This window comes from Mycolicibacterium celeriflavum, from assembly GCF_010731795.1.
In the GTDB taxonomy this organism is placed as follows: Bacteria; Actinomycetota; Actinomycetes; order Mycobacteriales; family Mycobacteriaceae; genus Mycobacterium; species Mycobacterium celeriflavum.
The window spans coordinates 2069397-2089395 of record NZ_AP022591.1 but is presented as its reverse complement, the minus strand read 5'-3'; the positions used below and the strand labels follow the sequence as shown (position 1 = coordinate 2089395).

Annotated in this window: 19 protein-coding genes and 1 pseudogene; 8 read left to right on the top strand and 12 right to left on the bottom strand. The window is 68.1% G+C overall.

From position 1 onward, the window contains the following. Positions 1 to 33: 33 nt before the first annotated feature. The 6 genes from G6N18_RS10225 to G6N18_RS10200 form a co-directional block, all read right to left on the bottom strand. On the bottom strand, positions 34 to 1839 hold the full coding sequence (locus G6N18_RS10225) for an acetyl-CoA carboxylase biotin carboxylase subunit (RefSeq protein WP_067214658.1): 1806 nt from the start codon (positions 1837 to 1839) through the stop codon (positions 34 to 36). 123 nt (positions 1840 to 1962) lie between these two features. Continuing rightward, positions 1963 to 2376: a SufE family protein gene (locus tag G6N18_RS10220; RefSeq protein WP_083006399.1), complete on the bottom strand. Its 414-nt coding sequence runs from the start codon at positions 2374 to 2376 to the stop codon at positions 1963 to 1965. Beyond that, positions 2373 to 3269, bottom strand: coding sequence for a sulfurtransferase (locus tag G6N18_RS10215; protein ID WP_083006397.1), 897 nt, complete (start codon positions 3267 to 3269; stop codon positions 2373 to 2375). Before G6N18_RS10215 ends, G6N18_RS10220 begins: the two co-directional genes overlap by 4 nt. A gap of 9 nt (positions 3270 to 3278) precedes the next feature. Then, positions 3279 to 3920 (bottom strand): Maf family protein, encoded by a 642-nt coding sequence (locus tag G6N18_RS10210; RefSeq protein ID WP_083006395.1) that lies wholly within the window; start codon positions 3918 to 3920, stop codon positions 3279 to 3281. After that, positions 3917 to 4159, bottom strand: a complete 243-nt coding sequence (locus tag G6N18_RS10205; RefSeq protein ID WP_234806248.1) for an acyl-CoA carboxylase subunit epsilon — start codon at positions 4157 to 4159, stop codon at positions 3917 to 3919. The genes G6N18_RS10210 and G6N18_RS10205 overlap by 4 nt, the downstream gene beginning before the upstream one ends. A gap of 77 nt (positions 4160 to 4236) precedes the next feature. Continuing rightward, entirely contained in the window at positions 4237 to 5877 is a 1641-nt protein-coding gene (locus tag G6N18_RS10200) for an acyl-CoA carboxylase subunit beta (RefSeq protein WP_067214672.1), read from the bottom strand. Positions 5878 to 6019: 142 nt separating this feature from the next. Between G6N18_RS10200 and G6N18_RS10195 the strand changes: the two genes are divergently transcribed. The 3 genes and pseudogenes from G6N18_RS10195 (at position 6020) to G6N18_RS10185 (ending at position 8895) form a co-directional block, all read left to right on the top strand. Beyond that, positions 6020 to 6826 (top strand): biotin--[acetyl-CoA-carboxylase] ligase, encoded by an 807-nt coding sequence (locus G6N18_RS10195; RefSeq protein WP_083006390.1) that lies wholly within the window; start codon positions 6020 to 6022, stop codon positions 6824 to 6826. Positions 6827 to 6924: 98 nt separating this feature from the next. After that, positions 6925 to 8006: pseudogene (locus tag G6N18_RS10190) on the top strand (IS110 family RNA-guided transposase). A gap of 370 nt (positions 8007 to 8376) precedes the next feature. Beyond that, positions 8377 to 8895, top strand: coding sequence for a PH domain-containing protein (locus tag G6N18_RS10185; protein ID WP_083004833.1), 519 nt, complete (start codon positions 8377 to 8379; stop codon positions 8893 to 8895). On the opposite strand, the gene G6N18_RS10180 is transcribed toward G6N18_RS10185, so the two are convergent. Beyond that, the gene (locus tag G6N18_RS10180; RefSeq protein WP_083004836.1) at positions 8850 to 9530 is read right to left on the bottom strand and encodes a GtrA family protein; all 681 of its coding nucleotides are present in this window, start codon (positions 9528 to 9530) and stop codon (positions 8850 to 8852) included. The genes G6N18_RS10185 and G6N18_RS10180 overlap by 46 nt on opposite strands. A gap of 103 nt (positions 9531 to 9633) precedes the next feature. On the opposite strand from G6N18_RS10180, the gene G6N18_RS10175 reads away from it, so the two are divergent. From G6N18_RS10175 to G6N18_RS10165, 3 genes are read left to right on the top strand one after another with little or no spacing between them, the layout of a single operon-like run. After that, on the top strand, positions 9634 to 10854 hold the full coding sequence (locus tag G6N18_RS10175) for a 5-(carboxyamino)imidazole ribonucleotide synthase (protein WP_264007166.1): 1221 nt from the start codon (positions 9634 to 9636) through the stop codon (positions 10852 to 10854). Beyond that, positions 10847 to 11359 carry a 5-(carboxyamino)imidazole ribonucleotide mutase gene (gene purE, locus G6N18_RS10170; RefSeq protein WP_083004839.1) on the top strand — a complete coding sequence of 171 codons (513 nt, stop codon included), beginning with the start codon at positions 10847 to 10849 and terminating at the stop codon, positions 11357 to 11359. Before G6N18_RS10175 ends, purE begins: the two co-directional genes overlap by 8 nt. A gap of 59 nt (positions 11360 to 11418) precedes the next feature. Then, the gene (locus G6N18_RS10165; protein WP_083004842.1) at positions 11419 to 12582 is read left to right on the top strand and encodes an acyl-CoA dehydrogenase; all 1164 of its coding nucleotides are present in this window, start codon (positions 11419 to 11421) and stop codon (positions 12580 to 12582) included. 4 nt (positions 12583 to 12586) lie between these two features. On the opposite strand, the gene G6N18_RS10160 is transcribed toward G6N18_RS10165, so the two are convergent. Together G6N18_RS10160 and G6N18_RS10155 are read right to left on the bottom strand one after the other, a co-directional pair. Beyond that, positions 12587 to 13303: a TIGR03089 family protein gene (locus tag G6N18_RS10160; RefSeq protein ID WP_109749518.1), complete on the bottom strand. Its 717-nt coding sequence runs from the start codon at positions 13301 to 13303 to the stop codon at positions 12587 to 12589. A 1-nt stretch (position 13304) separates the two neighbouring features. Continuing rightward, positions 13305 to 14774, bottom strand: a complete 1470-nt coding sequence (locus tag G6N18_RS10155; protein ID WP_083004850.1) for an LCP family protein — start codon at positions 14772 to 14774, stop codon at positions 13305 to 13307. Between the two features lie 234 nt (positions 14775 to 15008). On the opposite strand from G6N18_RS10155, the gene G6N18_RS10145 reads away from it, so the two are divergent. Together G6N18_RS10145 and manB are read left to right on the top strand one after the other, a co-directional pair. After that, positions 15009 to 15893 carry a glycosyltransferase family 2 protein gene (locus G6N18_RS10145; RefSeq protein WP_083004853.1) on the top strand — a complete coding sequence of 295 codons (885 nt, stop codon included), beginning with the start codon at positions 15009 to 15011 and terminating at the stop codon, positions 15891 to 15893. A gap of 1 nt (position 15894) precedes the next feature. Continuing rightward, complete coding sequence (gene manB, locus G6N18_RS10140; RefSeq protein WP_179962389.1) at positions 15895 to 16971, top strand: mannose-1-phosphate guanylyltransferase ManB; 1077 nt, start codon at positions 15895 to 15897, stop codon at positions 16969 to 16971. Positions 16972 to 17020: 49 nt separating this feature from the next. On the opposite strand, the gene G6N18_RS10135 is transcribed toward manB, so the two are convergent. Genes G6N18_RS10135 through cofD form a run of 3 tightly spaced genes read right to left on the bottom strand, consistent with a single transcriptional unit; the run spans position 17021 to position 19916 of the window. Then, positions 17021 to 17557, bottom strand: coding sequence for an NUDIX hydrolase (locus G6N18_RS10135; protein WP_083004856.1), 537 nt, complete (start codon positions 17555 to 17557; stop codon positions 17021 to 17023). Then, positions 17554 to 18900 carry a coenzyme F420-0:L-glutamate ligase gene (locus tag G6N18_RS10130; protein WP_083004858.1) on the bottom strand — a complete coding sequence of 449 codons (1347 nt, stop codon included), beginning with the start codon at positions 18898 to 18900 and terminating at the stop codon, positions 17554 to 17556. The genes G6N18_RS10135 and G6N18_RS10130 overlap by 4 nt, the downstream gene beginning before the upstream one ends. Then, positions 18897 to 19916 (bottom strand): 2-phospho-L-lactate transferase, encoded by a 1020-nt coding sequence (gene cofD / locus G6N18_RS10125; protein WP_083004862.1) that lies wholly within the window; start codon positions 19914 to 19916, stop codon positions 18897 to 18899. The genes G6N18_RS10130 and cofD overlap by 4 nt, the downstream gene beginning before the upstream one ends. Positions 19917 to 19999 lie beyond the last annotated feature (83 nt).

Below are 19999 nucleotides of genomic sequence, written 5' to 3'. Positions count from 1 at the left end.
AGGACACTTCTCGTCTGCTCGCCGGGATTGTCCTTACTTGATCTCGGCCAGCACAGTGCCCTGGGTGATGGCGGCGCCGGGCTCGACCGCCAGGCCGGTGACGGTTCCGTCCTTGTGCGCGGTGACGGGGTTTTCCATCTTCATCGCCTCGAGCACCACGACGAGGTCTCCTGCGGCGACCTGCTGGCCCTCCTCGACGGCGACCTTGACCACCGTGCCCTGCATCGGCGCGGTCACCGCGTCTCCGGACGCGGCTTGCCCGCCGCCGCCGCCACGCTTGCGCGCCTTGGGCTTCTTGCGCACGACGTTACCGCCGGCATTCCCGCCCGCAGCGCCACCGCCACCGAGCGCCAGGTCACCGGGCAGCGACACCTCGAGGCGACGTCCGCCGACCTCGACCACCACGGTCTGCCGCGGCACGGTGTCCTCTTCCTCGATCGGGTCACCGCCGGTGAACGGTTCGATGGTGTTGTCCCACTCGGTCTCGATCCAGCGGGTGTGCACCGTGAAGCCGTTGTCGTCGCCGATGAAGGCGGGGTCGGACACCACGGCGCGGTGGAACGGGATGACCGTGGCCAGGCCCTCGACGGTGAACTCGTCGAGCGCGCGACGCGAACGCTCCAGAGCCTCTTGCCGGTTGGCGCCGGTGACGATCAGCTTGGCCAGCATCGAGTCGAACTGACCGCCGATCACCGAACCGGTCTCCACGCCGGAGTCCAGGCGTATACCGGGGCCCTGTGGGGCCTCGAACTTGCTCACCGGACCCGGAGCGGGCAGGAAGCCGCGCCCGGCGTCCTCGCCGTTGATGCGGAACTCGATGGAGTGTCCGCGCGGTGTCGGGTCCTCGGTGATGTCGAGCGGGTCGCCGTTGGCGATGCGGAACTGCTGGCGCACCAGGTCGATGCCCGAGGTCTCCTCGGTCACCGGGTGCTCGACCTGCAGGCGGGTGTTGACCTCGAGGAACGAGATGAGACCGTCTTGGCCGACGAGGTACTCGACGGTGCCGGCGCCGTAGTACCCGGACTCCTTACAGATCCGCTTGGCCGACTCGTGGATCTCCTTGCGCTGCGCGTCGGTGAGAAATGGTGCCGGCGCTTCTTCGACCAGCTTCTGGAAACGGCGCTGCAGTGAGCAGTCCCGGGTGCCCGCGACGACCACGTTGCCGTGCTGGTCGGCGATGACCTGCGCCTCGACGTGTCGGGGCTTGTCCAGATAGCGCTCGACGAAGCACTCACCGCGGCCGAACGCCGCGACCGCCTCGCGGACCGCCGAGTCGTACAGTTCGGGGATCTCCTCGATGGTGCGGGCCACCTTCATGCCGCGGCCGCCGCCGCCGAACGCGGCCTTGATCGCGATCGGCACGCCGTACTCCTTGGCGAACGCGACGACCTCGTCGGCGTTCTTGACCGGATCCGGTGTGCCGGGTACCAGCGGAGCCTGGGCGCGCGCGGCGATGTGGCGCGCGGTGACCTTGTCGCCGAGGTCGCGGATGGACTGCGGGCTGGGCCCGATCCAGATCAGCCCGGCGTCGATGACCGCCTGGGCGAAGTCGGCGTTCTCGGAGAGGAACCCGTAACCCGGATGTACCGCGTTGGCACCGGACTTCGCGGCGGCGTCGAGCAGCTTCTCGAAGACGAGGTAGGACTCCGCAGACGTCTGGCCGCCGAGGGCGAAAGCCTCATCGGCGAGCCGTACGTGAGGGGCGTCGGCGTCGGGTTCGGCGTACACGGCCACGCTCTGCAGTCCCGCGTCCTTGGCGGCCCTGATCACCCGGACCGCGATCTCCCCGCGGTTGGCGACCAGCACCTTGGAGATCTTCGAGCTGGCGTGACTTGCCACTGCGCCTCCTGACGGCATGTTCTCTAAGAAACGTCTTTAGGAATGTATCCCGGGAAAGTTTAAGGGGCGTAACTGAGGTGCCGGCGAGCCGGTCCCTTACCGGTCGGTAACTCGAAAAACCCGTCAGCGCAGCCGGTTCTTGATCCGCGCGAGCATCGCCGACATACCGCGCAGGCGCAGCGGGCTGATCAGCGCTGCGAGGCCCAGGTCGGAGTAGAAGTCGTCGGGCACACCGAGGATTTCCTCGGCCGTGAGATCGTCCAGCCCGGCCGCCAGAATCGCGGCGAAACCGCGGGTGGTCGGCGCCTCGGGGGGCGCACTGAAGTACAGCCGGACGTGTTCGCGGTCGTTCGTGTCGACGTGCAAGAACAGCGGGGACTGGCATTCGGGCACCGGCTCCATCGCGGCCTCTTCGAGGTCGCCGGGCAGCGGCGGCAACTCGTTGGCGAACTCCAGCAGCAGTTGCAGCTTGTCCTGGCCCTGGACCTCTTGGAAGTCCGAGACCACTTCGGCCAGCGCGGCCGGCATGGCGGTCATGAGGGCCCCGGCGCATCCCCTGGTTCAGCTCCGACGGCCACCGGAACCCGTACCGCGTTGCCCCATTCGGTCCACGAGCCGTCGTAATTGCGCACGCCGGGCAGGCCGAGCAGGTGGGTCAGCACGAACCAGGTGTGGCTCGAGCGTTCGCCGATGCGGCAGTACACGATCGTCTTGTCGTCGGGGCTCAGGAAGCCGTACAGCTCCTCGAGTTCGGGACGGCTGCGGAACCGGCCGCTGTCGTCGGCGGCCTTGGCCCACGGGATGGACCGCGCGGTGGGCACGTGGCCGCCCCGCAGGGCCCCCTCCTCGGGGTAGTCGGGCATGTGGGTGCGCTCGCCGGTGTACTCCTGCGGGGAGCGGACGTCGATCAGCGGCGCGGTACCGAGCGTGTCGAGCACGTCGTCCTTGAACGCGCGGATCGGCGCGTCGTCGCGCTCGACGACGGGGTAGCCGGTGGACCGTTTGTTCGGCACATCGAGGGTGGTCTCGCGGCCGTCGGAGAGCCACAGGTCGCGGCCGCCGTTGAGCAGGCGGACGTCGGGATGGCCGAACAGCGTGAACACCCACAGGGCGTAGGCCGCCCACCAGTTGCTCTTGTCGCCGTAGATCACCACGGTGTCGTCGCGCGAGATGCCCTTGCGGTTCATCAACTCGGCGAACTGCTCGCCGGTGATGTAGTCGCGCACATTGGGATCGTTGAGGTCGGTGTGCCAGTCGATCTTGACTGCGCCGGGGATGTGCCCGGTGTCGTAGAGCAGCACGTCCTCGTCCGACTCGACGATCGCCAGCCCGGGACGGCCGAGGTTCGCCGACAACCAGTCGGCGGTCACCAGGCGTTCGGGGTGGGCATATGACTGCAGGGCGGGATCTGGATCGGCAGGCAATGGCACACAACAAGCCTACTCAGGCCGATTCGCCTGCCAAAGCTCGGCAAGGGACAGGCCGACGTGCTCGATCAGCCTGCGGACGAGCGGTAGTCCGATCCCGATCACCGACGACGGATCGCCCTCTACGCCATCGACGAACCAGCCGCCCAACCCGTCGAGCGTGAACCCGCCGGCCACCGCGGTCGGCTCGCCGCTGGCGACGTAGGAGGAGAGATCGCGCGGCGACGGCACCCCGAAACGGACGGTGGTTGCCGCGTGCTCGGCGACGCGATGCTCGACGACGTTGTCGCGCAACCGGACCACGCAATGACCGGTGTACAGCTGTCCGGAGCTGCCCGCCATCCGCCGCCAGCCGGCCAGCGCCGCGTCCGGCGTCGGTGGCTTGCCCAGCAGCTCCCCGTCGAAGTAGAGCATCGAGTCACACCCGATCACGACGCAATCCGCGGCGATCGCGGGCTCGAGGCCCTCGACCACCGCGTCGGCCTTCGCCGCCGCCAGCGCGACCGTCACCTCGGCGGGGGCGGCAGCTGGGTTCAGGCCGGCGACGACGGCATCCTCGTCGACACCGGACACGATGACGAGAGGGTCGATCCCGGCCTGCCGCAACACCTTTCGGCGACCGGGGGACGCTGACGCGAGGACTACCCGCGTCACCGTCGGCGCATGTGTGTCCGTTCCACGAGCGTCACCCGCTGCCAGCTGAACGGCGTGTAGCGCAGCCGGTCCACCGGATGACCCCAGAGGTTCTCCTCCTGCTCGCGCGGCTCGGCGGGAACGCTCGAGGCGGCGGCGAGCACGGCCATCAGCGCGGCCATCTCTTCGTCCGTCGGCTCACCCCGGACCACCTGGATGTGCGCTTCGTGATCGTTGAGTGCCTCGTTCGCCCCGCTCACAGCGGCCTCATCGTTCGCCCCGCTCACAGCGGCCTCATCGTTCGCCCCGCTCACAGGAGCTGAATCGTTCGCCCCGCTCACAGGGGAATGTTCCCGTGCTTCTTCGGCGGCACCTGCGCGATCTTGCGTTCCAGCAGGCGCAGCGCGGTCGCGACGTAGCCGCGGGTGTGCGACGGCGGAATGACCGCGTCGACGTAACCGCGTTCTGCCGCGATGTAAGGGTTGACCAGGGTGTCCTCGTACTCCTGCTGGAGTTGCAGCCGCAGCGCGTCGACATCCTCGCCGCTGCGGGCCGCCTCCTTGAGCTTCGCGCGGTAGACGAAACCGACGGCGCCCGAAGCGCCCATCACTGCGATCTGCGCGGTCGGCCAGGCCACATTGACGTCGGCGCCCATCTCCTTGGAGCCCATCACGCAGTAGGCGCCACCGTAGGCCTTGCGGGTGATCACCGTGATCTTGGCGACCGTGGCTTCGCCGTAGGCGTAGAGCAGCTTGGCGCCGCGCCGGATGATGCCGTTGTACTCCTGATCGGTGCCGGGCAGGAATCCGGGCACGTCGACCAGCATCACGATCGGGACGTTGAAGCAGTCGCAGGTCCGTACGAACCGGGCCGCCTTCTCGGAGGCGTTGATGTCGAGGCAGCCGGCGAACTGCGTCGGCTGGTTGGCCACGATGCCCACCGGGCGACCCTCGATGCGGCCGAACCCGACGATGATGTTCTGTGCGTAGCCGGCCTGCACCTCGAGGAACTCGTCGTCGTCCAACATGCGAACGATGACCTCATGCATGTCGTAGGGCTGGTTCGGCGAATCCGGGATCAGCGTGTCCAGCTCGAGGTCCTCGTCGGTGAGGTTCTCCTCGATGGCGCCCTCGGGCGCCGACGCGGGATAGCGCGGCGGGTCGGCCCGGTTGTTGGACGGCAGGTACGACAACAGCTCGCGGACGTAGTCGAACGCGTCCTGCTCACCGGAGGCCACGTAGTGCGCCAGCCCCGACTTGGCCATGTGCGTGTGCGCGCCGCCGAGTTCCTCCATCGTCACCTCTTCGCCGGTGACGGTCTTGATGACGTCCGGCCCGGTGATGAACATCTGGCTGGTCTGGTCGACCATGATGACGAAGTCGGTGAGCGCGGGGGAGTAGACGTGTCCACCGGCCGCGGCGCCCATGATGAGCGAGATCTGCGGGATCACGCCCGAGGCCCGAATGTTGTTGTGGAAGATGTTGCTGTACAGGCCGAGCGAGACGACGCCCTCCTGGATGCGCGCGCCCGCACCGTCGTTGATGCCGATCAGCGGCCGCCCGGTCTTGATCGCGAGTTCCTGCACCTTGACGATCTTCTCGCCGTACACCTCGCCGAGGCTGCCGCCGAAGACGGTGGCGTCCTGGCTGAAGATGCACACTTCGCGACCGTCGATGGTGCCGTACCCGGTCACCACGCCGTCGCCGAGCGGCCGGTTGGCCTCGAGGCCGAAGTTCGTGCTGCGGTGGCGGGCCAGCGCGTCGAGCTCCACGAACGATCCCTCGTCCAGCAGAGCGAGAATGCGCTCGCGAGCGGTGAGCTTGCCCTTGGCATGCGTCTTCTCGACCGCCTCCTCGCCGACCGGGTGCAGCGTCTCCTCGGCCCGCCTGCGGAGATCGGCCAGCTTGCCCGCGGTGGTGTGGATGTCGATCTCGTGTTCGCCTGACGGCTCGGCCGACGGCTGTTGAACGGAGGTCATGGTGGTCGATGCTAACGAATGACCAGCGCGCGACCGACGGCGCGTCCTTAAGGTCCCCTTAAGCTGCCTCGCGCACCGTGTGGAGAGCCGCCGGTGGTAGTAGTGAGGGCCGAACAAGTCTTCAGATGGGAGTCCGATTCCGATGACCGTCGATCGGGTTCCGCTCGACGTTGCGGCGTTGCGCAACGACGTCGTGAGCAGCTCGCCGGAATGGCGGCGTGTCGACGTGGTGGCCGAGACCGGATCGACGAATGCCGACCTGATCGCGCGCGCAGGACGCGGCGACAGCATCGCCGGAACCGTCTTGATCGCCGAGAACCAGACCGCGGGCCGCGGTCGGCGCGGTCGAAGCTGGTCGGCGGTCCCGTTCGCGCAGATCACCATGTCGGTCGGTGTCGACGTGGCCGCGGTGCCCAGCGATGCATGGGGGTTGCTGCCGCTGGCGACCGGTGTGGCGGTCGTCGACGCGGTCGCCGACGCCGGCGTGGAAGCTGGCTTGAAGTGGCCCAACGACGTCCTCGCCGACGGCGGCAAGCTGGCAGGCATCCTGGCCGAGGTCGCCGCGGCGGACCAGGCCGTGGTGATCGGTGTCGGGCTCAACGTCTCGCTGCGGGGCGACGAGGTGGGTGTCGACGGGGTCACGTCGCTGGTCGACCTCGGCGTTGCGCATCCCGGCCGGCAGCGCCTGGTCGGCCGGATACTGCACGAACTCGGTCACCGGGTCGACTCGTGGCGGCGGGCCGGCGGTGTCGACGCCGGCCTGATCGCCGCCTACCGCGCGCGCAGCCTGACACTCGGGATGACCGTGCGCGCGCTGCTTCCCGGTGACCGTGAACTCGTCGGGCTCGCGCGTGACGTCGACGGCCAGGGCAGGCTCGTGATCGACACCGATGACGGGCCGACGACGGTGTCGGCGGGCGACATCGTCCACTTGCGCCCGGCCGGGTAGTAGACGGTATGGGGGGCTGGGGCCTCGCTCACATGTGAACGTGGGTTGCCGTCAGGAAGTGGTCCTGGCCGGTAGAGCCACAGATGTGGGAGGCCCCAGTGAAGGTTCAGCGTACGAGTGTTGGTTTGGATGTGCACGCACGTTCGGTGGTTGCGTGCGGTCTTGATGGTGACACCGGAGAGCTCTTCGAGCGGCGATTGACCCCGGATCACGGCGAGATCGTGGCGTGGCTGAACGACCTTCCGGGTCCGGTGGCCGCGACCTACGAGTCCGACCGACGGGGTTTGTGTTGGCGCGCAGCATCAACGCCGCCGGGATCAGGTGTTCGGTCGCCGCGTCGTCGAAGCTGCAGCGTCCGGTCGGTGATCGAGTCAAGACCGATAAACGCGATGCTCGCCATCTGGCCCGGTTGTTACATTTGGGCGAAATTGTGGAAGTCGAGATCCCTAGTGTTGAGCAGGAATCCGCACGCGATCTGTTCCGCGCGCGTGAGGCCTGCCGCAAAGATCTGATGGCCGCACGCAACCGGCTCTCGAAGCTGCTGCTGCGCCGGGGCATCGTCTACTACGGCGGGACGGCCTGGTCGCGCAATCACGAGCGATGGCTGCAAAGCCAGCGGTTCGACGACCCCGCGCTGGCGATCGCCTACGACACCGCCTTCGACACGATGCTGACCACCACCGCTCGCCGTGACCGCCTCGATGCAGCCATCACCGCGATGGCCGCCGATTCCACGTTCACCCCGGTGGTGACGCGGCTGGGGTGTCTGCGCGGTGTTTCCACGTTGACGGCGTTCGGGTTGGCCACCGAAATCGGTGACTGGCATCGGCTGACCGGCCGCTCGATCGGCGCCTATCTCGGGCTGGTGCCCTGCGAGTACTCCACGGGAGACAATCGGACCCAGGGCGGGCTGACCCGTACCGGCAACACCCACGCACGCCGGTTGCTGATCGAGGCGACCTGGCATCACCGGCCAGCGTATCGGCCCGGCGAGGTGATGCGACGACGCTGGGATGCCGCCTCGGCGGCGGCACGGGCCCGCGGCCAGCACGCCAACCGACGACTGCACGCCCGCTGGGTGCGATTCAACGAACGCCGCAAACGCCCCGTGGTGGCCAACGCCGCCATCGCTCGCGAGCTGGCCGGCTGGTGCTGGTCATTGGCCGTCATGGAGGACTGAGGCCACCGATCGTCCAGGTGGGCGTATCGAGGTGTCGGCAAGCGTCTTGGAGTGACCCGCGAAAATCGCTATGAGCAATCATGTTGCCCTGCAAGTTGATCACGCTCGATCAGTAGACCTGCGATCCACTCCGACTCGAAGACCCGTCCTGCGGTAACCAACCCGCGCATATCAGACTGACACGCGTCGATAAGACACGCTCGACACCAACGGCTGCTCACCTGGTCAACGAAGCGGCGGCCGCGACGACGGTTGCGGCCGCCGCCTCACCCTGCCCACTTGACAAACCGCCCCCCATATCAGCGATTTCGGTGTAGCCGGTCGCGCGCACCGCGACCATCGACCCCGAAATCGCCTTAAGGTCATCGTCATGGGTTACCCCGACAATGTGCTCGCCGCCGATGAGCAGGTGGTGCTGCACCGGCACCCGCATTGGAAGCGGCTGATCGGCCCGGTGGCGGTGCTGCTGTTGGCGACCGCGGCGGCGGCGGTGCTCGCCGGCTACCTCAACACCCTCGAGTGGGATCAGACCGCACGCAACGTCGTAATGATCGTGATCGCCGTGATCTGGCTGGTGATCATCGGATGGTTGACGCTGTGGCCGTTCCTCAACTGGTTGACGACCCACTTCGTGATCACCGACCGTCGCGTGATGTTCCGTAGCGGGGTGTTGACCCGGTCGGGGATCGACATCCCGCTGGCGCGGATCAACAGCGTCGAGTTCCGGCACGGCCTGCTCGACCGCATGCTGCGCACGGGCACGCTGATCATCGAGTCAGCGGCGCAGGATCCGCTCGCATTCGACGACATTCCGCGGGTGGAACGAGTCCACTCGCTGCTGTATCACGAGGTCTTCGACACCCTGGGCTCGGACGAATCGCCGAGCTGAGCCAGCCGCCTGGCGCGCCGCCTCGGCTTCAACGGGGTGACGTTGCCGATCGCGTGCTCGGCGGCGGCCTCCTCGTGTTCGTGGACGTCCTCCATGGCCTCGGCGAACCCGCCCGCGGTGAGCGACTCGACCGCCTTGTCCGGGTTGCGGCCGAACTCGTCGGGGAACACCCAGCGGCGGAACGCCCAGAACCGGAACGCCATCTGCAGCAGGTTGCCGATGATGTAGGCCGAGATGAAGTCGGCGATGTTCTCCACGGTCAGGCTGACTTCGGGCACCCGCAGCATCAGCACGTAGCTGGAGAACCACAGCGGCGCCATGCTCAACAGCACGCCGACCCCGCTGAACCCGAAGAACAGCAGCGCCTCGTGGTGGCGCTCCCGGCCGCCGCGGTCGCGGAAGCTCCACTCGCGATTGAGGATGTAGGACGCGATCACCGCGACGATGCCCGCGATGATCTTCGCCGTCACGGGCTTGGGCTCCAGCACCGTGAGCTTGAGCGTGTAGAAGACCGACGTGTCGATGATGAACGTCGTCGCGCCGACGATCGCGAACTTGATCAGTTCGTGATGCCGCTCGAAGTAGGGCCGGATCGGACTCGGCAGCCGTGCGATCGTCGCATCGGTGAAGGACACAACAGCGCAGTGTACGGAAATACTGCACCTTGCGCGTACCCGTGCAGGTCGTAGCGGGTACATGGCAACCAGCCCACCCAGGCGGTCATGACACCATTAGGGCGTGTCGCAGAACCCGAACGGACCTCCGGTGGTGGCCATGGTCGGCGGTGGACAGCTGGCCAGAATGACCCATCAGGCGGCCATCGCGCTCGGTCAGACGCTGCGGGTGCTCGCCGTCGACGCCGCCGACCCGGCCGCGCAGGTCAGCCCGGATGTGGTGCTGGGCACGCATACCGATCTCGACGCGTTGCGCCGCGCGGCCGCGGGCGCCGCTGCGCTGACATTCGACCATGAGCACGTCCCTCCCGAGCTGCTGGAAAAACTCGTCGCTGACGGCGTCAACGTGGCCCCGCCGCCGTCGGCCCTGATCCACGCCCAGGACAAACTGGTGATGCGTCGTCGGCTCGAGGCACTCGGGGCACCGGTGCCGCGGTTCGCCGCGGTCGGTCAGCTTGCCGACGTCGACGCGTTCGCCACGCAGGTCGGCGGCCCCGTCGTGGTCAAGACCGCGCGCGGCGGATACGACGGCCGCGGGGTGACGCTGGCCCGCGACGCTGCCGACGCGCGCGACGCGGCCCGTCGGTACCTGTCGAGCGGCGCCGACGTGCTGATCGAGGAGAGGGTGGCGATGCGGCGCGAGCTGGCCGTCCTGGTGGCGCGCTCGCCCTTCGGGCAGGGCGCGGCGTGGCCGGTCGTCGAGACCGTGCAGCGCGACGGCATCTGCGTGGAGGTCGTTGCGCCGGCGCCGCGGCTCGACGATGAGTTGCGTTCCGCGGCAGGCCGACTGGGGCTGCGGCTGGCGGAGGAGCTCGGCGTGGTCGGCGTGCTCGCCGTCGAACTGTTCGAGACGGTGGACGGCGCGCTGCTCGTCAACGAGCTGGCGATGCGTCCGCACAATTCCGGGCACTGGACCATGGACGGCGCCCGGACGAGTCAATTCGAACAACACCTGCGCGCAGTGCTGGACTATCCGCTCGGCGACACCGCGCCGATCGCCCCGGTCACGGTGATGGCCAATGTTATTGGCGCACAACACTCGCCGTCGATGAAGATGGACGAACGACTGCATCACCTGTTTGCGAGGCTGCCCGAGGCGAAAGTCCATCTGTACGGGAAACAAGAGCGGCCCGGCCGAAAGATCGGGCACGTGAACGTCGTCGGCGCCGCCACCGGCTCTGCCGATGACGACGCCTACGTCGCCGATGTGCGAGAACGCGCCGGCAGGGCGGCACACTGGTTGTCGCACGCGGAATGGACGGACGGATGGGACCCACATGAGTAGTGCTCCTGCGCCGCGGGTCGGCCTGATCATGGGCAGCGACAGCGACTGGTCGGTGATGGAGGACGCGGCGCATGCGTTGGCCGAATTCGGCGTGCCGTTCGAGGTCGGTGTCGTCTCCGCGCACCGCACCCCGGTCCGCATGCTCGAGTACGCGCAGAGCGCGGCGGACCGCGGTATCGAGGTGATCATCGCCGGCGCGGGCGGCGCGGCTCACCTGCCCGGCATGGTGGCGTCGGCAACGCCGCTTCCGGTCATCGGGGTGCCGGTGCCGCTGGCCAAGCTGGACGGACTGGACTCGCTGTTGTCGATCGTGCAGATGCCCGCCGGCGTGCCGGTGGCCACGGTGTCGATCGGCGGGGCCCGCAACGCGGGGTTGCTGGCGGTACGGATCCTGGGGGCCTCCGACGCCGTGCTGAGGGAGCGCGTCGTGCAGTTCCAGTCCGACCTGCATGACACGGTCATACGGAAGGATGCGGCGCTGCGGGACCGCCTGCTCGGGCAGTAAGCTGCCGGTGCCGTCGGAACCTCGAGGGTAAAGTTACCGGCGAGTAGCAAGGAGTTCCCATGGCCATTTCAAATCCGTCATTCGACGCCTTCCAGCTTTCCGACGAGCACAACGAGCTGCGCGCGGTGCTGCGCGACCTCTGCGAAAAGGAGATCGCGCCGCACGCTGCCGACGTGGACGAGAAGGCTCGCTACACCGACGAAGCGCTGGCGGCGCTGACCGCGTCCGGAATGGCCGCCATTCACATCCCCGAGGAGTACGGCGGTCAGGGCGGCGATTCGGTCGCGGCATGCATCGTGATCGAAGAGGTCGCGCGGGTGTGCGCGTCGTCGTCGCTGATCCCGATCTGCAACAAGCTGGGCACCATGGGCCTGCTGCTGCGCGGCAGTGAGAAACTCAAGAAGCAGGTGCTGCCCTCGATCGCGGCCGGTGAGGCGGTCGCGTCGTACGCGCTCTCGGAGCGGGAAGCCGGCAGCGACGCCGCGGCTATGCGGACCAGGGCGCGTCGCGAGGGCGACGAGTGGGTGCTCAACGGGGCGAAGTGCTGGATCTCCAACGGCGGCCACTCGACGTGGTACACGGTGATGGCGGTGACCGACCCCGACAAGGGCGCCAACGGCATCTCGGCGTTCGTCGTGCACAAGGACGACCCCGGCTTCTCCATCGGCGCCAAGGAGAAGAAGATGGGCATCAAGGGTTCGCCCACCACCGAGTTGTACTTCGAAGACTGCCGCATCCCCGCCGACCGCATCATCGGCGACGAGGGCACGGGCTTCAAGACCGCGCTGGCGACGCTGGACCACACCCGGCCCACCATCGGCGCGCAGGCCGTGGGCATCGCGCAGGGCGCACTCGACGCATCGATCGCATATGTCAAGGAGCGCAAGCAGTTCGGCAAGCCCGTCGGCGACTTCCAGGCGGTGCAGTTCATGATCGCGGACATGGCGATGAAGATCGAGGCCGCTCGTCTGATGGTCTACACCGCGGCCGCCCGTGCCGAACGTGGGGAGCCGGCACTCGGATTCATCTCCTCGGCCTCGAAGTGCTTCGCCTCCGACGTCGCGATGGAGGTCACCACCAACGCGGTGCAATTGTTCGGCGGCTACGGCTACACCACCGACTTCCCCGTCGAGCGGTTCATGCGCGATGCGAAGATCACCCAGATTTACGAGGGCACCAATCAGATTCAGCGCGTGGTGATGTCGCGCGCCTTGCTGAAGTAACCGATCAGCCCCTGGTCACCTTCTCCATCTGCCTGCGGCGGTCCAGCACGGAGGCATCCGGGTTGGACACCTGCACCAGTGACGCGCCCGTGGCGAAAACCGCGAGAAGGTGGTCGACGAGTTTGTCGGCGGTCTCCCAGCCGGCGCTCGACAGTACTCGGTCCGACGCGGTAAAGCCTTGCGCCGCAGCAGATTCGCGAGTTGCCGTGAGTAACTCGTCTACCGTGCGGCCGTCCAGCGCGGGGCCGGGAAGAGGTTCTGGTGAGATCTGGTCGCCGTGCACCCGCACGGCGGTGGCGTAGTCGGTCACGCCGACGGGCAGGTCGACCGCCGGCTTGCCGAACGGATCCAGCGACAGCACCGCAACCTCACCCATTCCGACTGCGGCGTCGGCTTCGCCCAACCGGTCCGCGGTGCACAACGCGATGTCCGCCTGCGTCTCTGGTCCGCCGCCGAGTACCACCTCCGCGCCGATCCACCAGATGCCGAACAGCACCGCGGCGGTTTGCCAGTGTGCGGGCAGCAGCACCGCCACGCGGGTCGACGGGTCCGCGCCCAACTCGTCGCGTAACAGGTTGGCGGTCTTGGCCGCCCAGTTCGCGAGCGTCGCGGTCGACAACTCGATGCGTTCACCGGTGGCGTCGTCGTAGTAGGTGATGCGCGGCCCGGCGGGGTCGGACGCCATGAGCGGATCGAGGATCGCCCCGCTGACCGTCGTCACGCTAATTGACGCACTTCGGATCATCCGAGCCGGCCGTCAGGATCGGCGAAGGCGGGGGTGAGGTCTCCGTCGAACCGGTCGAACCGACCGCGACGGAATCGGCGGTGGTCAACATCGGATCGGTGCCGTCCAAACCGGACCCTGGACCCGTGTAGTCATCGGCCAGCACCACGCGCACGGAGCCGGGAGCCACCGAGGGATCCTCGACGACCGGCAGTCCGCCGAGGTCCTTCGAGACTGCTTGCGCGCCAAGGTCGTCTGTCTTGGCCGCACGTACCTGGCTGCCGGTCACCGGTTCGTGGTTGCCGGTGGCGCCGGGGGTGAACCCCTTGTTGGTCAACACGTGTGACACCGCTGCGGCCAGACCGTTGACCTCGGTGGCGTTGAGCACCTCGACGGTGGTCTTGTCGGGCGAGTAGGCGAGTTCCTCGGTCTTGCCTTCGTCCTGGTCGTGCAGCAATCCGTCGACCCAGCTCTTCACCTCGGACGGGTCGACGCGCACCACGCTCTGCATTCCGTCGTCGCTCCAGCCGTTCTCCTGCAGTACCGGGATGGTCGCGAACGCGACGTTGCCCGCCGCGAGCTGCTGCAGCTGGTCGGCGAATTCCATGACGTCCCAACCGTCGGAGAGCACCACGGAGCGTTGGACGGCCTGCTGCAACCGGTTCAGCGTGGCCGGGCTCGACAGCGTCTTGCTGGAGATCACGTCGTGCGCCAACGACGCCATCACCGCCTGCTGACGTGTCACCCGGTCGAGGTCGCCGCGCGGCAGGTCGTGCCGCTGCCGAACGAAGCTCAACGCTTGCGGGCCGTTGAGCTTCTGCCAGCCCGCCGGAAAGTCTGCACCCGAAAGGGGTTCGTAGACAGCTTCCTTCAAACACACGGTGACACCGCCCAAGGCATCGGTGATCAACGCGAACCCGAGCAGCCCGATCTCGGCATAGTGGTCGACGGTGACGCCGGTGAGGTTGGCGACCGTTTTGATCAGGGCTTCGCGACCGGCCTCCGTCGCCTCCGGCTGGGCCTCCGCCGGATCCATCCCGTCCTGCTCGACGAGCTCGGTCATCTTCTCCAAGTGCTCGGAGCCGTACACGCCGTTGATCTTCATCTTGCCGATCCCCGGCGCCTCGACGTAGGAGTCACGGGGAATCGAGATCGCGGTGGCGGACTTCCCGTTGTTGGGGATGCGGATCAGGATGATCGTGTCGGTGTTGGTCGCCTCGTCGTCGCCGGCCCGCAGAGTCGCCAGCTCCTCCTCGGACAGGGGGTTGCCGTGGGCGTCGGTCCGGCTGTCCATGCCGACGAGGAGTATGTCGATCGCGCCGTCCTCGCCGCCCTCGCCGAGCGCGATCGGCGAGATGTGGTTGATGCCGGATTCGAACGAGCGGATCTTGCCCCACGCGACGCCCGTCCCCACCACGACGGCCAAGGCCGCGGACACGGCGATCACACGCAGCATTCGACCGGGCATCAGCTCAGGCTACTTGCGACCCGGCCGTAGACCGGGTAGCGCGGGTCGGCGTGCCAGACTCGTGACTGTGTCTTTCTGCAAGTCGGCCCGAATCGTTATCCCCGGCGCCGGCGGCATGGTCGGGCGGGTTTCGGCAGCTCAGGCACGCAGACAGGGTCGTGGGGTGCGCTCGCGGCAGATCGACCCGACCGCCCGTTAACCTCTACGCCGTGAGCGCGGAACTGGTGGTGTCACGTGAGTGACGAATTGGTGGTCATCACGGTGACGTATTCACCGGGGCCGCATCTCGACCGGTTCCTCGCCTCGCTGTCGCATGCGACCGACCGGCCGGTGACCGTGATCATGGCCGACAACGGGTCGACCGACGGGGCGCCGGAGGAAGCGCTCGAGCGCTATCCCAATGCGCGATTACTGCGAACCGGAGGCAATCTCGGTTATGGCAGCGCGGTGAACCGCGCCGTCGACGAATACCTGAAGGACTCGGATTACTCCGACTTCTTCGTGGTGGCGAACCCGGACGTGCAGTGGGGCCCACGCAGCATCGACATCCTGCTGGAGGCCGCTGCCCGATGGCCGCGCGCCGGGTCGCTGGGCCCGTTGATCCGTGACCCCGACGGTTCGGTGTATCCGTCGGCCCGACACCAGCCGAGCCTGGTTCGCGGGGGCATGCACGCGGTGGTCGGGCCGGTCTGGAAGTCCAACCCGTGGACCGCGGAGTACCGGCAGGAACGGCAGGAGCCCAGCGAACGTCCGGTCGGCTGGCTGTCGGGCTCCTGTCTGTTGCTACGACGGTCGGCTTTCGAGGAGCTCTGCGGGTTCGACGAGCGCTACTTCATGTACATGGAGGACGTCGACCTGGGTGATCGGCTGCTGCGCGCGGGCTGGCAGAACGTGTACGTGCCGACCGCCGAGGTGTTGCACGACAAGGGTCATGCGACCGGCAGGGACCCCGCGCGCAACTTGGCCGCCCATCACACCAGCACCTACACTTTCCTGGCGGATCGGTATCCCAGGTGGTGGCAGGGTCCGCTGCGGTGGACGATCCGAAGCTCGCTCGCCGCGCGCGCGGGTCTGGTGGTCCGCAATTCACGTCGCAGACGGGCGAAAGGACGGCGCTAGCGTGAACCCCGCACAAGTGGACGCCGTCATTCTGGTCGGCGGCCTGGGCACCCGCTTGCGGCCGCTGACCCTATCGGCGCCCAAGCCGATGCTGCCGACGGCGGGATTGCCGTTCTTGACGCACCTGTTGTCGCGCATCGCCGACGCGGGCATCGAACACGTGGTGCTGGGCACGTCGTACAAGGCCGGGGTGTTCGAGGCGGCGTTCGGCGACGGCTCCAAGTTCGGTCTGCAGATCGAATACGTCGTCGAGAACGAACCGCTGGGCACCGGTGGCGGCATCGCGAACGTGGCTCCGTCGCTGCGCCACGACACCGCGCTGGTCTTCAACGGCGACGTGCTCTCCGGAACCGACCTGCGGGCTCTTCTCGACTACCACGACACCACCGGCGCCGACCTGACACTGCACCTGGTGCGCGTCGGTGACCCACGCGCGTTCGGTTGCGTGCCGACCGATTCCGACGGCATGGTCACCGCGTTCCTGGAGAAGACGCAGGACCCGCCGACCGACCAGATCAACGCGGGCTGCTACGTGTTCAAGCGCGAGGTCATCGAGCGCATCCCGAAGGGCCGCGCGCTGTCGGTGGAACGCGAGGTGTTCCCGGGACTGCTGTCCGACGGTCTTCGGGTGTGCGGTTATGTCGACGCCACGTACTGGCGCGACATGGGCACCCCGGAGGACTTCGTACGGGGATCGGCCGACCTGGTCCGCGGCATCGCGCCGTCGCCGGCGCTGGGCGGACACCGCGGCGAGAAACTGGTGCACGACGGCGCCAGCGTCGCACCCGGGGCGCTGTTGATCGGCGGCACCGTGGTCGGCCGGGGCGCCGAAATCGCCGGTGGCGCAAGGCTGGACGGTGCGGTCATCTTCGACGGCGCGCGGGTGGGAGCGGGTGCGGTGATCGAACGCTCGATCGTCGGCTTCGGCGCCCGCATCGGCCCGCGCGCCCTGATCCGTGACGGCGCGATCGGCGACGGCGCCGACATCGGCGCACGCTGCGAACTGCTGCGCGGCGCCCGGGTGTGGCCGGGGGTCACGATTCCCGACGGCGGCGTCCGCTTCTCGACCGACGTTTGAGCGATTTCGGTGTAGTTGGTCGCGGTCAGCGCGACGGACTACACCGAAATCACCGGGAGCGGGCCGCCGCCACCAGTTGCGTCAGCCCGAAGTCGCAGTCCTGCGGCAACGCGTCCAACGGCCACCAGCGCAGGTCCAACGACTCGTCGCTCGCGACGATCTCGGCACCGGCGGGGGCATGGACGATGAACTGCATGTCGAGGTGGCGGGTGGGCACCCCCAGCGAACACGTGACCGGATGAACATGCAACGCCGCCAGCGTCGGGTCGATCGTGAGCCCGTTGATGCCGGATTCCTCGGTGGCCTCCCGCAACGCGGCCGCGACGATATCGGGGTCGGTGGCCTCGCAGTGCCCGCCGAGTTGCAGCCACCGCCCGAACCGCGGGTGCAGCGTGAGAAGAGCATGCGTGCCGGTGTGGTCGACGACCAGCGCCGACCCGGTGACGTGTCCGGGCGCACACTCCCGCAGGCATCCGTCGGGCCTGGCCGCCAGGAACGCCAGCACCGCGTGCCGCAGCGTGTCCTGTGCGGGATCGGGTGCCTGCCAACAAGAGAGCGCATCGACCGCCGATGCGTGCAAGCTCACTTGCGTACCAGCAGACCGTCGGTCGGTACCGGCGGCCGCGGGCCCGACGGCGCCCCCGCGTCGGCGTAGCCGATCGCGATTGCGCCCAACGGTTCCCAGTCATCGGGCAGCCCCAGCTCGTCGCGGACCACTTGCGGGGCGAAGATCGTCGAACCGATCCAGCAGCTGCCGACGCCGCGCACGGCCAGCGCCACCAGCAGCGCCTGCACCGCCGCGCCGACCGCGACGGTGAACATCGTGTGTTCGGCGGCGGTGCGGTCGGCGTCGGGATAGCTGTGCGCACCGTCGGGCACCATGAACGGGATGACGACTTCCGGTGCGTCATAGAGTATTCGGCCACGCTCGACGCGACGTTCGACGGCCTCGGCGGGCCGGCCGTCGGCGGACAGATCGGCGCGCCACTTGTCCTTCATCCGATCGAGCAGCGCCGACCGTCTGCCCCGATCCTGCAACCACACGAAGCGCACCGGTCGGGTGTGATGCGGTGCGGGCGCGGTGAGCGCCTCGGCGACAGCGGTTTCCACCAGCTCGGGCGCTACGGGCTGCGCGGAGAACCGGCGCACCGACCGGCGCAGCAGCTGCGCCTGACTCCTGCCCAGCGCGATGGCTTCCTCGGTGCCCAGCCAGAACAAGTCCTCCTCGCCGGCCCGGACCAGCTTGTGCGCCGTCGAACCGTCGTCTGCCAGTTGCAGGCCCCGCAGCACCGCGACCGGGATGTCGGTCAGCTTGCCCTTCACCAGATCGGCGGCCGCGGCGATTTCGTCGGCGACCGCGATCTCGGTGACAATCAATTCGTTGCCGTGCCGGTCGAGCGACCCCTCATACCCGTGCAGCACGGTCAGACCGGCCGCCCCGATGGCCACGTCGATCTGCCCGTTGCGCCACGCGCGGCCCATGGTGTCGGTGACGACGACGCCGACGCTCACGCCGAGGCGCTCCCGCAGGGCGGTGCGCAGCGCGGCCGCGCTGGCGTCGGGGTCGATCGGCAGCAGCGCGAGTTCGGCGGAGTCGACGTTGGATCCGTCGACTCCGGCGGCGGCCTGAACCAAACCGATCGCGTTCTCGGTGATCAGTGTGCGGCCCTTGCGGGCCAGTACGCGAACCGCCTCGGAGTCGATGAGCTTGCGCCGCAGGGCATCGCGCTCTTGCGGATCGGCGGGGGCGTCGACGATGCGCCCCTCGCACTTCGACAGCACCTTGCTGGTCACCACCACCACGTCGTCGTCGCGCAGCCACGGCGCAGACTCCGCGATCGCCGCGGCAAGGTCGTCGCCGGGCCGGAACTCCGGCAACCCGGGCACCGGGAGCAGTTCGACGGCGGCGGCCGTTCCATGCTCGGTCATGGCTTCACGCCGGCCAAATCCAGTCCGGCGCGCACCATTTCGCTGGTTGCCGCGGGGTTGGACATCAGCAGCGGCACCGAGCGGACCTCGACACCGGCTACGTCGGCGTGGTCGTCCTCGTGCACCAGCCAGCCGTCGAGGATCCCGACGCCCGAGCGCGCGCCGTAGTGCCGGCCGACGGCCTCCGACGTGCTTTCCACGCCGATCACCGACAGGCATTCATCCGCCATACCGCGCAACGGCTTTCCGCCGATGATGGGGGAGTAGCCGATCACCGGTGCCGGCGTCGACCGCAGCGCGCCGCGGATCCCCGGAACGGCCAGGATCGCGCCGACGCTCACCACCGGGTTGGACGGCGCGACGAGGACGACATCGGCGGATTCGATCGCCTCGGCGACGCCGGGCCCCGCCGTGGCCTTTTCGGCGCCGACGAAAGCGAAGCTGTGAGTGGGCACCTTCGCGCGGTACCGCACCCACCACTCCTGGAAGTGGATGGCGCGTTTTTCACCGGCGTGGTCGCCGGGTCCGGGATCGGTGATGACGACGTGGGTTTCGCTGCGGTCGTCACTGGCGGGCAGCAGCGTCGCGCCCGGCGACCACCGGGTGCACAGCGCCTCGGTCACCTGCGACAGCGGGTAACCGGCGCGCAGCATCTGACTGCGCACGAGGTGAGTCGCCAAATCCCGGTCGCCGAGCCCGAACCAGTCCGGTTGCACCCCGTAGGCCGCGAGTTCCTCCTTGGCATGCCAGGTTTCGTTGCGATGTCCCCAACCGCGCTCCGGGTCGATGCCACCTCCGAGGGTGTACATGCACGTGTCGAGGTCGGGGCAGATGCGCACCCCGAACATCCACGCGTCGTCCCCGACGTTGACCACAGCAGACAATTGATGCTCAGTAGAATCATCAGTCACAGCAGCAACTTTCGTGTCAGCGAATTGCCCGAGACCCAGCAAGTGCTGCACACCGAGCAGGAAGCGGGCGCCACCGACGCCGCCGACGAGTACCGTGACCTTCACATCGACCGAGCGTAGGCCGTCCAAGCGAATTCGGTTCGTCCAGGAGTGCCTCAATCCTTGGGGGGCCGGGGAGATTCGCGGAA